The sequence below is a fragment of the Saccharopolyspora elongata genome, assembly GCF_004348985.1.
GTDB classification, from domain to species: domain Bacteria; phylum Actinomycetota; class Actinomycetes; order Mycobacteriales; family Pseudonocardiaceae; genus Saccharopolyspora; species Saccharopolyspora elongata.
In genome coordinates, this window is the sequence record NZ_SMKW01000146.1 from 1 (window position 1) to 12,980 (window position 12,980).

The window sequence follows — 12,980 nt, forward strand, 5'->3', positions numbered from 1 at the left end:
CGCAGCGGGCGCCGTCGTGCTGGTCTGGCTGGGGCGCAGGCATCGGGAAGCCAGGTCGGGCCAGGTGTTCGCCCGGACGTTCGCCGTCGTGATCGTGCTGTTCGCAGCGACCGTGCTGGTGTACGGGACGCTGGCCTCCGGATGGGACATCGGGGTCGCGCTTCCCTTCCACCTGTCCGATCTTGCCTGGATGGCCGCTGCTTACACGTTGTGGACCCGTCACCAGTGGTCCTACGCGCTGACGTACTACTGGGGACTCACTCTGAGCACCATCGCGATGATCACACCGGCGATCGAGGTACCGGACTTCCCGCACATCGACTTCGTCGACTTCTGGGCGGAGCACGCCATGGTGGTATGGGCAGTGATCTACCTGACGTGGGGACTGGGGATGCGACCCGACTGGCGGAGCTATGCGATCGCGGTCTCGACCACCCTGGCTTGGGGTGTCGCCGCCCTGGGATTCAACACGATGGCCGGCACCAACTACGGCTTCGTGAACGCCAAGCCGAACGCTCCTTCCCCGCTCGACCTCATGGGCGACTGGCCCTGGTACCTCGGCGTCGAAGTCGTTCTCGGACTCGCGGTATGGGCACTGATCACGTGGCCCTGGACGCGATCCCGCGGGGCTACTTCGAGTGGGCAACCGGTCGAAGCTTGAACCCACCTCCAGACCTCAACCGCCGTCCATGCCGAACTTGTGCCGCTCGAAAAGCCATCGCGGCTGGTTAGGACGCTGCGCGTCAGTCGTTGAGATCACGTCCAGATGATCGTGTCGCTGCTCTGCCAGGTGTCCCGAAGTTCTGGTTGAAGTTCTCCTCGCCGGAAAGCACCGTGCCCCACGGCGTGACACCGCCACCGCAGTTGTTGAGCGTGCCCAGCACCATGTGCCCGGTGGGGTCCGCGGAGGTCTTCAGCAGGTTACTGCCCGCCGCCGGGCCGGTGACATCGAACGGCGTGGTCGCGGTGATCCTGCGGTTCAACCGGTGAGTGCCCACAGGGGACAGACGGTTGTCGTTGTCGGCCAGCACAACAACGGTCATGCCATGCGCCGACCAGAGAATCTCGACCTGTTCCCGGGTCGGGTTCTCCGAGGAGTAGCCCGCGAAAATCAGCATCTCGTCGGTGTACTCGTGGTTGGCCACAAGCACCTGCCGCCTCGGGTGGCCGGCCTGCTCGGGTTCAGACGTCGAGGCGGTCCGGCGGCAGGGTGGCGAGTTGTTCCGCGGCGTGGCGTTGGGCGAGCGGGACGAGGTGATCGATGATCGTCGCCGTCGCGCGCAGTTCGTTGTAGGCGCCCTGCACGCACCGCGCGATCGTGTCCCGGTGCAGGCGGGGAAAGCGGGCGCGGCAAGGGTGTCAATGCACCGGTCGAGAGCCTGATCGGTGGCCAGAAAGATGAACAGGGCGCAACATAGCCGGGCGAGCATGGAGGCCCTTCGTTGTCGGCCGGACGCGATCATCGCGGCTGGTTGCCCTGGTGTCAGCGGTCGTCAACGTCGGGGCCGCGGTGACTGCCGAGGGGTAGATGGGTGGGGGCGTGATGCGCGAGTTCTTCCGCGGTGCGATTCGTCTGCACATCCTGCATCAGGCTGCCGAGGAGCTGCTTCACGGTGCGTGGATGGCGCGTGAGTTGGCCAACCACGGCTACCAGATCAGTCCGGGCGCCCTGTACCCGGCTAGAGGCCGAGGGCTTGCTGATCTCCGAGCAGGAGGTCGTCGACGGCCGTCAGCGACGCGTCTACCGCGCAACCGCCGCGGGACGTGAAGAGCTCGCGGCGGGCCGAGCAGCGCTGCGGGAACTGGCGACCGAAGTCCTGGGTACCCGGGTCGAGATACAGCCCGCAGAAAACGAGGATCTGACATGACTACTGACATCGCGAGACCCCCGGTGCGGATGCGACTGCTGGGAACACAGGCACCGGCGGCGGTAATCCTCATCCGGTTGGTCGTCGGCGGGATATTCCTATCCGAAGGGATCCAGAAGTTCCTGTTCCCCGGTGAGCTCGGCCCCGGACGCTTCGCCAAGGAGACTCCACTGCCAGCACCGGGGTTCTTCGCCTATCTCGATGGGGTTTTCGAAATCGGTTGCGGGGTCCTGCTGATCATCGGGCTCCTTACTCGGCTGGCGGCGATCCCGATGATCATCAACATGATCGGGGCAGAGGTGTTCACCAAGGTTCCCATCCTGGTCCAGGACGGGTTCTGGGAGTACGCCCACGAAGCCCGCACCGAACTCGGTCAGTTGTTCGGATCGCTGTTCCTTCTCATCGTCGGTGCCGGGGCCTGGTCGTTGGACGCGCGGCTTTCGGTTCCACCACATCCGCACATGCAGCCCGACACCGAACCCCCACTGACTCCGCCCAACAACGCGAACACTTGAATAACGCGAACTCCTGAATGATGTAAGGAACGAGCCGCACCGTGAGCTCTTCGACAGATTCTGATGCCCCGTGCCGGTTATCTCGGTCCTTGGGCACCCTAGATGCCACCACGATCGGCCAGGGCTCGATGCTCGGCGCGGGCGTGTTCGCCGCGTTCGCACCCGCCGCAGCCGCCGCCGGCAGCGGCCTGATGATCGCCCTCGTTCTGGCGGGGATAGTGGCCTACTGCAACGCGGCGAGTTCGGCCCAGCTGGCGGCCGTATACCCGACATCGGGTGGCACCTACATCTACGCCGGGAACGGCTCGGGCATTGGTGGGGCTTTCTTACCGGATAGGGCTTCGTCGTCGGCAAGACCGCCAGTTGCGCGGCAATGGCCATGACCTTCGCCGCCTACACCCCGCCCGGCTACGATTGGGGGCTCGTCGCCAGGATACGTCGAGGACGCGTGCCGTGTTCCCGCTGATTCCCAACCACAGCGTGGCCTTGTTGAACGCCTCGTCCTGAGTCTCCCCGTGGCACGACAAGGAGAGCACCTGCTCGTAGGGTCCTCCCGATGGCAGGTTCGCAGTCGGATCCATTCCTCGCTCCTTCGTTCGCGCATGATCGCCTGAAAACGGCTAGTGCCCGCCTGGCGGTGGCGAAAGCTCGCTGGTGGAAGCGCACGGGCTCGGCGACTCGGCTGGTGTTCGCGGGTCATTTGGAGGATGGTCATGGCCTGTCGGCACAGACCCTGGCTCTCTGCCTCGCGTCACAATTCGGGGCTCCGACGTAGCATTGCCGATGCGCGGAACGCACCGGCGATCCATTCGTCCCCACTGGCGACCACCGGTCGATCTGGGCGTGGTTGAGCTGCTGCACGCCGTGGTAGAGGCCGTTGAGGTTGCCCAGGCCCAATCAACGAGCGCATCTCCCAGCACGATGATTCTTGTGCGCTCGCCATCGCCAGCGCTGTCAGTCGTCGGCGAGAACCTGTTCCAGCCACATGGTGTGGACCGGGCCGTCGCCGAGTTCCGCGTTGCTGGTCAGCCTGCGGTGCAGTGCCACCGTGCTCGCGACGCCTTCGACGTGGAACTCGGCGAGCGCCTGCCGCGCCCTGGCGTAGGCCTGCTGGCGGTCCGTTCCCCAGCAGATGAGCTTCGCAATGAGCGAATCGTAGAAGGGGCTGATCCGGTCCCCTTGCGAAATGCCCGTGTCGACCCGCACCCCCGGGCCACCGGGCAGGTGCAGTGCGGTTATATCGCCAGGAGTCGGGGTGAAGGCGCGCTCCGGGTCTTCGGCGTTGATGCGCAGTTCGATGGCGACACCCCTACACTCGATCGAGTCCTGATCCAGCGCGAGCGGGGCGCCACCGGCGATTCGCAGCTGCTCCGCGACGACATCCACGCCGGAGATCGCCTCGGTGATCGGGTGCTCGACCTGGACGCGCGCGTTCATCTCGATGAAGTAGAAGTTCTCGTCGCTGTCGACCAGGAACTCCACAGTGCCGGCGTTGCGGTAGCCGACGTGCTCGGCCAATCGCACCGCCGCCGAGGTGATGGCCTGCCGGGTCGTCTCGCGCAGGGCCGGCGCGGGCGCCTCCTCGAGGAGCTTCTGCCGGCGCCGCTGCACCGAGCAGTCCCTTTCGAAGAGGTGCACGACGTTCCGGTGCTCGTCCGCGAGCACCTGCACCTCCACGTGCCGCGCGTTGGGAACCGCGCGCTCGAGGTAGATCGTCGCGTCCCCGAACGCCGAACGCGCCTCTGCTCGGGCTCCGGGCAGCACGTCCAGCAGTTCTTCGGTGTCGCGGACCGGCCGGATCCCCCGGCCTCCCCCGCCCGCGGCGGCTTTGAGCAGCAGCGGGAATCCGATTTCCAGAGCCACCCGCGGTGCCTCCGCCGGATCGGTGATCGGGCCGCTGCCGGGCACCACCGGGATGTCGGCGGCCTCAGCGGCGCGCCGCGCAGCCGCCTTGTCGCCCATCTGCTCCAGGACGGCCGGGGGCGGCCCGATGAACACCAGGTCCGCCTCGATGATCGCCCGGGCGAAAGCGGCGCTCTCCGATAGGAATCCGTAGCCCGGGTGCACCGCGTCCACGTCGGTGAACCGCGCCGCCTTGAGCAGCGCATCCGGATCCAGGTAGGACTTCTGCGCGGCTGATCGGCCGATGTGCACCGCATCGTCGGCCATCTGCACCCACCGCGCGTTCTCGTCAGCATCGGAGTAGACCGCCACCGCTTCGATGTCCGCCGCGTGGCACGCGCGGATGATCCGAACGGCGATCTCGCCGCGGTTGGCCACCAGCACTCGCCGCAGCCCGGTCATGGCTCGTCGACCTCGAACATAGTCTGGCCGACGTCCACCTCGTCGCCGTCGTCGAGCAGGATCTTGCTGACGCGGCAGACCCGGTCCGCCTTGACCTCGTTGAAGGTCTTCATCACCTCGATGAGCCCCAGCGTCTGACCCGGCCGCACAACGCTACCGGGTTCGATGAACGGGTTCGCCTCGGGCGACGGGCGCCGGTAGAAGACCCCCGGCATCTGAGCATCCACTGTAGACATTGATTTCCTCTCGAACAGCGCTAAGCGGGTGCGACCGCCGCCCGCGCCTTCTCCAGTCGTGCACGCCGCTCCTGTCGGGCGGCCATCGCCGCCTCGACGTCCACCGGCGTGAAATGCACCCGACCCCCGGTCCTGGTCTGCGCCATGCGGTCCCGGTCCACCGAGATCACCGTCCCGATGGTCGCGTACCCACCTCCGGTGACCGCGTCGTTGAGCAGGACGATCGGCTCGTCCCCGCCGGGAACCTGCACCGAGCCGACCGGGTAACCGAGGTCGACCACGTTGGCCTGATCGCTGCCCGCCCCGAACGGCTGCTCCCGTTCGATGAACTCCAGCGATCCGCCGCGCAGCCGGTAGCCGACCCGGTCGGCGTCCTTGCTCACCTTCCACTCCGTGCCGAGGAACGAATCCAGCGCGTGTTCGGTCAACCGGTAGGCGCACAACCCGACGACGAACCGCAGTTCGGTTGCCGCCGGGAAATCCGGGCGCAGCTCCTCGGGCATCTCGGTACCGACCGCCGGGGCTGGTCCGGCCTCACCGAGCGGCAGCCGGTCGCCGCTGATCAACGCGCGTCCCTGGAAACCGCCGATGCCGGTGAGCATGTAGGTCGAACGCGAGCCCAGGTACGGAGGCACATCGATGCCACCGCCCACCGCGACGTACGGACGGGCACCGGCGCGGACCTGTTGGACCGTCAGCACGTCACCGGCCGACACCCGCAGCGCCTGCCAGGCGGGAGCGGGTTCCCCGTTGATCGTCACGTCGCTGTCCGCGCCCGTCACCGCGACGCTGCGCGAGTCGGTGAACTCGAGTTCGGGTCCGAGGTACGTCGCTTCCAGGGCGGCAGCACCGTCCGGGTTGCCGACAAGCAAGTTGGCCACCGCGAAGGAGTACTGGTCCACGGCACCCGACGGCGGCATTCCGATGGCGTACTGCCCGTCTCGACCTGTGTCCTGGACGGTCGTGGACAAGCCGCCCGATCGCACGATCACGAAACTCACCGGTACAGCACCTCCAAGAGCCGCCCGTTCACTGCGTCCGGGTCAGCGAGCAGTTCCGCCGGGACCAGCTCCACGTCGCGGATCCGGTAGCGGAAGCGCCCCGCCGCCACGTCGGAACGGGTGCGGTCGTACTCGTCGCGGTCGATCGCCCGGTACCGCAGGACGTCGCTGGGCCGCGGGAACGCGATGTCGTCGGCGAAATCCGGCAGCCGCTGCGCGAGGTCGAACACTGGAGCGGGAGCTATCCCGAAGAGCTGGTACCCGCCGGCCCCGCGCACCGGGTAGACCACGGCGAAAGCCCCGCCGTAGCCGAAGGCTCGTTCCGGCGTGTCGGTCCGCGGACGCACGTACTTCGGCACCTGGATCTGCCGGTCGCGCGGCACCATCTGGTAGCAGAACGGCAGTCCTGGGACGAAACCGAGCATGGTGACCAGGAACGGTGCCGCCGTGATCGCCTCGATCACGGCCCGGGCGTCCGGGAAACCGTTGATGCGGGCGGCGTACTCGAGGTCGGTGGCGTCCGGATCCTGGTGGCGGTCGCGGAACTTGAGCAGGGTTTCGCGGGTCCACGGGTCGTCGAAGAGCACCGGCACGTCGACGATGCGGGTGCGCACCGCGTGGTCGTCCGGCAGTTCGCCGGCCGTGTGCTCCAATCTGCGCAGTTCTTCGACCAGTTCGGCCGGGTGCAGGCGATCGGGGTTCAACCGCACCAGGTACGAGGCGTTGGACGGGCAGATGTCGATGACGCCGTCGATATTCTCGCGGCGCAGCGCACCGGTGATCGCCATCGCCTTGAGGTTGGCTTCCAAGCTCATCTCACGGTCGAGCTCGACGAAGACGAACTCATCGCCACCGAACTCGTAACGCGCCGGCGGCAGCTGCCTCTCCATCGCGGTCACGGCCCACCCCCTCGCCCCCGAATGCGAGTTGAGAATGCGCCGCGGGACCGCTGCGCGCAGCTTGGTCGTGCGTGCGTGAGGCACCTTCGGGTGAGGTGGTGTTGTGACCGCCATGCGTGCGGGGGCCCCGACACCTACCATCAGCGGCCGACCTGGAGGTGACCAGTTGCGCACTCTCGTCGATCTCAACGCTGACGCAGGGGAGAGCTTCGGACGGTGGCGGCTCGGTGATGACGCCCGCCTCATCCCGCTCGTGACGTCCGTGAACATCGCGTGCGGTTGGCACGCCGGGGATCCGGCGACGATGAGCCGCTCTGTCGAACTGGCGCGTGACGGCCGGACATCGATCGGCGCGCACCCTGGTTTCCCCGACCTCATCGGCTTCGGCAGGCGGGCCTTGTCGATGAGCCCGGGGGAAGCCGCCCGGGCGTGCCTGTACCAGTTCGGCGCACTGCAGGCGATCGCCGCCCGCCACGGTGCCGTGATCTCCCATGTCAAACCGCACGGTGCGCTCTATGGCCTGGCGGTCAGGGACGACGCCGTCGCCGAAGCCGTGGTGGAGGCCTTCGCCGCTGCGGCCCCCGGTGTTCGGGTCGTGCTCCTTGCCGGACCGGTGGCCGAACGTCTCGCCGAGCGGGGGTTCCCGGTGGTGCGAGAGGCGTTCGCCGATCTGGACTACGACGAATCCGGCCACATCATCATCGAGCCGGATCCCCGGGCCAAGTCCCCGCAGCGCTGCGCGGACCAGGCGGTGGCGGTGCTCCGCGGCGAAGTGACCTCCGTCGCGGGCACGCCCATCGCGGTCGACGCCGACACGATCTGCCTGCACGGCGACCGGCCGAACGCGGCGGAGATCGCGGCGGCGATCCGCGACCGGTTCGCCGCCGAGGGGGTGCGCCTGGCTGTGATGGCCGAGGTCGCGGACGCGCGGTCCTGAGTCAGCCAGCCGGCAGCAGGTCGTCCGAGGCCTCGATGCGCGAATCGCCCAGGTGATCTCCTTCCGGGCTGAACGGCGGCACGATGTGCGGCACGCAGTCGGCCACCAGCAACGAGTCCACCGCGCGCTCCTCCGGACCGGCGCTCACCACCGCGGTGCCGTTCGGCGCCCAGATGCCGGAATTGCCCCGGTACTCCCACTGCCCGCGTTCCGAGACCTCCCAACCCCGACGGTTGGCGTAGGCGACGAACACCCGCCACACGGCCGCCATCGCGGGGATGATGTGCTCGGTGGCATCGGGATAGGGAACCAGCGTCGGAGTCCCGTCCTCCAGCGTGAAGTGCCGGTCCGCGGCCGTCGGACCGACGATCAAACGCGCGCCGCGCCGGACCAGGCTCTGGTAGAGCGGCGGGAACTCGCACTCGTAGCAGTTGAGCAAGCCAATCGGAAACCCGTTCACCTCGACCACCGGTGGAATTTCGTCACCAGCGGTGAAGTTCGCGCGTTCGGCGGCGCCGTACAGGTGTGTCTTCCGGTAGTTGGTGATGAGCTCGCCGTCTGCGGCAACGGCCACCGAATCGTGCAAGGCACCGCTTTCCGCCCGCTCCACGTAGGGCAGGACGATCGCGACGTCGTGCAGCTTGGACAACTTCCGGGCGAGCTGGACGGACTGGCCGTCGGACGGCTCCGCCAGCAGTTCGCACTGCTCGCGCCCGAGCGCGTAGCCGGTGTTGAAGCACTCGGGGAACGCGCAGAGCTGGCAGTCGTAGCCGGCCGCCAGGACTAGGACTTCCTCCATCCTGGCGAGGTTCTCCGCCTTCGCGGTCGACGAACCCGCCGGGTTCTCGCCCTGGAAGAGCGAGACCCGGATTCCGGTGCCGGGCCGTGGTGGTTCGCGGTCGACCAACCTGCTGGTGATTCGGACGGGACGCATGGTTCTCCTTTTCCGATCAATTCACAGTGGAGATGAACTCTTCGACAGCGGCCGTGAAGTCTTCAACCGCCTCCGGCGTGAAGTCGCTGCGGGCGACGACGCGCATCACTTCGACCTCGTCCAGTTCGGGCGGAAGCGTGTAGACGGGCACTGCCCAGCCGCGGTCGGCCAGGTGCATCGCCAACCGCCGCAACTTGATCGGCGGCTCCGCGGTCAGTGCCACCACCGGCAGTTCGCTGCCGTCTCCGAGCAGCCGGAACCGCCCGGTGTCGTGCAGGCGGTCGGCCAGCTGTCGCGCCAGCGACCTGGAACGGGCGTGCACGGCCTGGAAACCGGCGAATCCGAAGCGGATGAAGTTGTAGTACTGAAGGACCACGGGCGCTGCCGATCTGGAGAAGCTCAGCTCGTAGTGGGTGTCGTCGCCGCCGAGGTAGTTGATCCGAATCCCCAGTTCGGGACGGCGCCGGCCCCGGTCGCGCCACAGCAGCCAGCCCAAGCCCGGCAGGACCATGCCCGCCTTGTGGCCGGAGGCGTTGATCGACACCACCCGCGGGATGCGGAAGTCCCAGCGGAGCTCGGTGTCCAGGAACGGTGCGATGAGCCCGCCGGAGGCGGCGTCGACGTGCATGGGCACGTCGATCCCACGCTGTTCGGCGAGACTGTCCAGCTCGGCCGCGATCTCGGCGATCGGCTCGTAGCGCCCGTCCAGAGTGGACCCCAGGACGCCGATGACGCCAATGGTCCCCTCGTCACACAGGTCCACGGCCGCGATGCCGTCGAGGGCCAGTCGCCCAGCCCTGGCCGGGGCGATGCGGGCCTCGACTCCCCAGTGGCGGCAGAACTTCTTCCAACAGGCGTGCGCTCCAGCACCCATGACGAGGTTCGGGCGGGACAGCTCGCCCCTGGTGCGTGCCTGCCAGCTCCGCAGCAGGGCGACCCCGGCCAGCAGGGCGGCCTCGCTGGACCCCGTGGTGGCGCTGCCGACCACTCGCCGCGCATCCCCGTGCCACAACGAGCCGATGATCCGCACGCATTCGCGGAGCAGTTCATCCATCGCCGGGTACTGCTCGCGGTCAACGAGGTTGTAGTTCAGGTAGGCTCGGTAGACTCGATGGGCCTCCGGTTCGATCGATGTGGTGAGGAAGGTCGCGAGGTTCCGCTCCGGACGGCAGCCGCCGCGCAACCTGCCCGCCACGGCATTCAGCGCCGCATCCGCGTCCATTCCGAAATCCGGGATCCCACGCCGAAGGTGAGTCGAGGAACATAACGGTTCCTCGGCCGCGTTCGCCAGAGCAGACATGGTTGAACACTCCTGTTGCTGGTGGTGTGCGACAACATCGGTCACGCTACGAGCGATCAGGAGCAAAGCGCCATGAACAATTCGGCCCAGCGCATTCGTACTAGTGCCGTACCCACCCAGCCGTGCTGGGCCGTCTGGGGTATCTCCTGTGGCATCCGAGCGATTTGATCGGCGTTTCAGTTATTTCCGCTGGTCGCGTGGCGAAATAGGAAGTGCTGATCGACGTACCGGGTACCGGGCGACCCCGGCCGAACCGCCCGAGTGGAGGCGTTTGATGGCCCGTTCCCACGACCGGGCGCTAGACCGGGCGATAATCGCCCTGCTGCACGAGGCCGTTGAGCATTCACGCGCGATGCGCCAGGTCCTGCACCAGGTCGGTCAGCTTGCTGCGCTCCGGATCGAGCTGACCCGACCAGACGAGAACGACGGTTTTCCCAAAGTCGCTGCGAACGGCCACGTGCTGTCCCCGCTGACCAAGCGGGAACGGGAGGTGCTCGACCAGCTCGTTCGGGGCCACTCCAACAGGGAGATCGCACGATCGCTGGGCATATCGGAGCGCACGGTCAAGAACCACCTCCGCAACATCTTCACCAAGCTGGGCGTGGGCGATCGAACTTCAGCGGTCGTGAAAGCCTTGGGGCGCAACACCTAGCCCACTCCGCGGCGGAATGAGGTCGACAGAGCAACTGGGGTGCCAGGCCGGCTGTACGAGTTGGCCGACAACCGATGCGGGAGCAGGAACGCCTTTTCGGCCGAGGCCGGGATTCACCTCGAGTCTCGAACGAGATACTGGTGTTCCAGGGGGCGTGCGCCGAGCCACGACAGCTAGCCCGACTCACGCGACTCCCAGCGGAGTCGGGTACGCGGCGCTGCGAGGCGGCGCCGTGGACTACGGCGTCGGTGACGACCTCGGCTTGATAAATCGGCGGCATCGGTTCAACGCGCCGAGCTACCCGCCTGCGTCGATCCGGTCCGCTAGGTCTGTTTCGGAAATCACGGGAGCCATTCGTTGATCGCTGTGATGGTGACGGCTGCTTCGTGGCGGGCGGCAAGCTTGTCGTATCTGGTGACGTCGGCCAGACAGGCCCGGAGGGCTGCGAGGAGGTGGGCTTGTCTCGCGTCAAGTTTTTGGCTCAATCTTGTTCGGTTGAAAGTTGTGCCTGTTGGTCTTGTTGATAATCCGAGCGTTTCCGCTCGGATTAGAGTCGTGATTCGCTCGGCCAGCCTAGCGGTCCACCCTCGTGATCGGTCGCCACAGCGTCCATCCGTTGATCAATTCAGGCATCGGGCCACCGTGCCGATAAGGCGGACATGAGCGGAGCGATGTCGCAGCACTCCAGCCCGCGGTGCACGTGGTAGGGCCGCCGGATAACGAATGGACACAGCCGTGGGCACTGGCGATGCACGCTGGCCACCGCCGTTGGATCTGCCCTGCTGCCTCCGCGACGAGGCGGCTTCCTACCTCACTAGCGAGCAGTTCGCTCCCATCCGGATCGGCGACGCCTGACTCCGCAGCTCGTCATCGTCTAGTGGTACAGCGACGCATTCGACGGCGACGAATGCTCGCGACAGCCGAGCCGCAGGCCAAGGTCCGGGCGTCGATTGTTCTTACGAGCGCTCAGTGTCGGGGCTGGCCTCGGTATCGGGCTGATCGATGTCCACCTGAAGCCCGGCCAGGATGCCAATCACGATCGCTGGCCAGATGATTTTGGACCCGAAGCTGTACATGAGGCCGACGGCGACGAACATGCTCGCCGAGCTGGCTGTCAGCGCCACGAAGTTCACGAGCGTCTGCGACATGTTCAGACGGCCAACGACTATCGCCTTGAGGAGCGCCGCAACCGCGGCACACCCCAGAACCGGGATCGCGAGGTCGCCGATGAAGAGCAAGAACTTCAGGAACGTGGCGTTCTGGAACTCGTCACGGATCGCGTAGAAGACCCAGTCGCCGAGCTCGCGGCGCTCGTGGAGGTAGTTGAACCCCGCGACCCACAGCACGCTGACCACGGAGCCCAGCAGCCCCAGCTTGACCGGAACGGTTACCGCTGCGGCAGGAGAAGTGGACTGGCCCGCGTTCTGGCCTTGACGGACTTGGATGACCGCTGCCGCCGTCTGGACCAGGGCGGCAACGACGACGAGCCACTGGATGGGATCAGAATCAGGAGACACCCACGGATGATCTCCCAAGCGGCGCGGCCACCGACCAGATTTCAAGGATCACAATGTCTTTTGCCGCACATACCGGATTATGCGCGGCAGTTTGCCGACTCTGCTCGCCTCCGACGTGGGCGAAGCAACCCAGGAATCCGGCGTGCTTGTTCATCTCGATCAGCAGCGACACGAGCGGCGGCATCGTACTCAGTCACTACCTTCAGGCGATTCGATCGACACGGGGTTCATGGTCAGGCTTCTCAAGGACGCGCCGAGCGTGAGACCGAGCTCGTGGGCATCCATGGCCACCGCGGCCGCAAGGACGACCCGCTCTACCGGGCACGGCGGACCCTGCAAACCGGCGCCGACCTACTCACCGACAAGCAGAAGGACCGCCTCGCCGACCTGTTCGACGCCGAGAGCCACGGCGACACGCACGTCGAAGTCGAGGCGACCTGGGAGATCTACCAGCGGATGATCGCCGCCTACCGCGAACCTGACCGCAAGCTTGGCAAGGAGTTGATGGAGAAGCTGATCGACTCCCTCAGCGCCGGCGTCCCGGCTGCCCTCACCGAGCTCGTCACGCTCGGCCGGACACTGAAGAAGCGCGCCGACGACGTGCTCGCCTATTTCGACCGCCCCAGCACCAGCAACGGACCCACCGAAGCGATCAACGGACGACTCAAACACCTACGCGGCTCCGCTCTCCCCTCTTTGTCAGGATGAGATGAGACACCTGGTGTGAGTGCCGGGTGCCGGAGCGAGGGCGGGATCGGAGATCCTGATAGACGTGTCCACTTCATCCGACAGGCCCGGCAAGCCGGCTCAGCAGCCT

15 protein-coding genes and 3 pseudogenes are annotated in these 12,980 nt (G+C 66.7%); 7 read left to right on the top strand and 11 right to left on the bottom strand.

The genetic code is table 11. The features are described from left to right. A partial coding sequence (locus E1288_RS44610) for a YwaF family protein (RefSeq protein WP_207954908.1) occupies positions 1-661 on the top strand: 661 nt, incomplete at its 5' end. Between the two features lie 82 nt (positions 662-743). Here E1288_RS44610 and E1288_RS49550 read toward each other — a convergent pair. The 3 genes and pseudogenes from E1288_RS49550 to E1288_RS50055 form a co-directional block, all read right to left on the bottom strand. Continuing rightward, on the bottom strand, positions 744-1,151 hold the full coding sequence (locus tag E1288_RS49550; RefSeq protein WP_328592568.1) for a PhoX family protein: 408 nt from the start codon (positions 1,149-1,151) through the stop codon (positions 744-746). 31 nt (positions 1,152-1,182) lie between these two features. Next, positions 1,183-1,335 (bottom strand): annotated as a pseudogene (locus E1288_RS50050) (hypothetical protein); the annotation flags it as partial. 148 nt (positions 1,336-1,483) lie between these two features. Further along, positions 1,484-1,612 carry a hypothetical protein gene (locus tag E1288_RS50055; protein ID WP_268952033.1) on the bottom strand — a complete coding sequence of 43 codons (129 nt, stop codon included), beginning with the start codon at positions 1,610-1,612 and terminating at the stop codon, positions 1,484-1,486. A gap of 82 nt (positions 1,613-1,694) precedes the next feature. Between E1288_RS50055 and E1288_RS44620 the strand changes: the two genes are divergently transcribed. The 3 genes and pseudogenes from E1288_RS44620 to E1288_RS44630 all read left to right on the top strand — a co-directional run. Further along, entirely contained in the window at positions 1,695-1,868 is a 174-nt protein-coding gene (locus tag E1288_RS44620; protein WP_328592569.1) for a hypothetical protein, read from the top strand. Between the two features lie 29 nt (positions 1,869-1,897). Then, positions 1,898-2,383 (top strand): DoxX family protein, encoded by a 486-nt coding sequence (locus E1288_RS44625; RefSeq protein WP_207954911.1) that lies wholly within the window; start codon positions 1,898-1,900, stop codon positions 2,381-2,383. 128 nt (positions 2,384-2,511) lie between these two features. Then, positions 2,512-2,795 (top strand): annotated as a pseudogene (locus E1288_RS44630) (amino acid permease); the annotation flags it as partial. A 542-nt stretch (positions 2,796-3,337) separates the two neighbouring features. On the opposite strand, the gene E1288_RS44640 reads toward E1288_RS44630, so the two are convergent. The 4 genes from E1288_RS44640 to E1288_RS44655 are packed head-to-tail and all read right to left on the bottom strand — an operon-like array spanning position 3,338 to position 6,814. Next, positions 3,338-4,687, bottom strand: a complete 1,350-nt coding sequence (locus E1288_RS44640; RefSeq protein ID WP_132495194.1) for an acetyl-CoA carboxylase biotin carboxylase subunit — start codon at positions 4,685-4,687, stop codon at positions 3,338-3,340. Beyond that, entirely contained in the window at positions 4,684-4,923 is a 240-nt protein-coding gene (locus E1288_RS44645; protein ID WP_165968616.1) for an acetyl-CoA carboxylase, read from the bottom strand. The genes E1288_RS44640 and E1288_RS44645 overlap by 4 nt, the downstream gene beginning before the upstream one ends. Positions 4,924-4,943: 20 nt before the next feature. Beyond that, the gene (locus tag E1288_RS44650; protein WP_132495196.1) at positions 4,944-5,924 is read right to left on the bottom strand and encodes a 5-oxoprolinase subunit C family protein; all 981 of its coding nucleotides are present in this window, start codon (positions 5,922-5,924) and stop codon (positions 4,944-4,946) included. Next, on the bottom strand, positions 5,921-6,814 hold the full coding sequence (locus E1288_RS44655; protein ID WP_132495213.1) for a 5-oxoprolinase subunit B family protein: 894 nt from the start codon (positions 6,812-6,814) through the stop codon (positions 5,921-5,923). Before E1288_RS44655 ends, E1288_RS44650 begins: the two co-directional genes overlap by 4 nt. A gap of 175 nt (positions 6,815-6,989) precedes the next feature. Between E1288_RS44655 and E1288_RS44660 the strand changes: the two genes are divergently transcribed. Then, the gene (locus E1288_RS44660) at positions 6,990-7,760 is read left to right on the top strand and encodes a LamB/YcsF family protein (RefSeq protein WP_132495198.1); all 771 of its coding nucleotides are present in this window, start codon (positions 6,990-6,992) and stop codon (positions 7,758-7,760) included. Position 7,761: 1 nt separating this feature from the next. On the opposite strand, the gene E1288_RS44665 is transcribed toward E1288_RS44660, so the two are convergent. Both E1288_RS44665 and E1288_RS44670 read right to left on the bottom strand, forming a co-directional pair. Then, positions 7,762-8,694: a nitrilase-related carbon-nitrogen hydrolase gene (locus E1288_RS44665; protein WP_132495200.1), complete on the bottom strand. Its 933-nt coding sequence runs from the start codon at positions 8,692-8,694 to the stop codon at positions 7,762-7,764. A gap of 16 nt (positions 8,695-8,710) precedes the next feature. Continuing rightward, the gene (locus tag E1288_RS44670; protein ID WP_132495202.1) at positions 8,711-9,994 is read right to left on the bottom strand and encodes a glutamate decarboxylase; all 1,284 of its coding nucleotides are present in this window, start codon (positions 9,992-9,994) and stop codon (positions 8,711-8,713) included. Positions 9,995-10,268: 274 nt separating this feature from the next. Here E1288_RS44670 and E1288_RS50240 point away from each other — a divergent pair, with 274 nt between their 5' ends. Beyond that, entirely contained in the window at positions 10,269-10,646 is a 378-nt protein-coding gene (locus E1288_RS50240) for a helix-turn-helix transcriptional regulator (protein ID WP_328592570.1), read from the top strand. A 956-nt stretch (positions 10,647-11,602) separates the two neighbouring features. Here E1288_RS50240 and E1288_RS44680 read toward each other — a convergent pair. Together E1288_RS44680 and E1288_RS44685 are read right to left on the bottom strand one after the other, a co-directional pair. Further along, positions 11,603-12,163, bottom strand: a complete 561-nt coding sequence (locus tag E1288_RS44680; RefSeq protein ID WP_132495204.1) for a hypothetical protein — start codon at positions 12,161-12,163, stop codon at positions 11,603-11,605. Further along, a complete protein-coding gene (locus E1288_RS44685) occupies positions 12,153-12,335 on the bottom strand; it encodes a hypothetical protein (RefSeq protein WP_132495206.1) in 183 nt (60 codons plus the stop codon). Before E1288_RS44685 ends, E1288_RS44680 begins: the two co-directional genes overlap by 11 nt. A 107-nt stretch (positions 12,336-12,442) precedes the next feature. On the opposite strand from E1288_RS44685, the pseudogene E1288_RS44690 reads away from it, so the two are divergent. Then, positions 12,443-12,853 (top strand): annotated as a pseudogene (locus E1288_RS44690) (transposase); the annotation flags it as partial. Positions 12,854-12,980: the final 127 nt, after the last annotated feature.

Excerpts from the sequence above, each read along its gene's own strand:
- E1288_RS44645 (WP_165968616.1), bottom strand. The coding sequence starts at position 4,923 with ATGTCTACAGTGGATGCTCAGATGCCGGGGGTCTTCTACCGGCGCCCG.
- E1288_RS50240 (WP_328592570.1), top strand. The coding sequence starts at position 10,269 with ATGGCCCGTTCCCACGACCGGGCGCTAGACCGGGCGATAATCGCCCTG.
- E1288_RS44670 (WP_132495202.1), bottom strand. The coding sequence starts at position 9,994 with ATGTCTGCTCTGGCGAACGCGGCCGAGGAACCGTTATGTTCCTCGACT.
- E1288_RS44655 (WP_132495213.1), bottom strand. The coding sequence starts at position 6,814 with ATGGAGAGGCAGCTGCCGCCGGCGCGTTACGAGTTCGGTGGCGATGAG.
- E1288_RS44665 (WP_132495200.1), bottom strand. The coding sequence starts at position 8,694 with ATGCGTCCCGTCCGAATCACCAGCAGGTTGGTCGACCGCGAACCACCA.
- E1288_RS44640 (WP_132495194.1), bottom strand. The coding sequence starts at position 4,687 with ATGACCGGGCTGCGGCGAGTGCTGGTGGCCAACCGCGGCGAGATCGCC.
- E1288_RS44625 (WP_207954911.1), top strand. The coding sequence starts at position 1,898 with ATGCGACTGCTGGGAACACAGGCACCGGCGGCGGTAATCCTCATCCGG.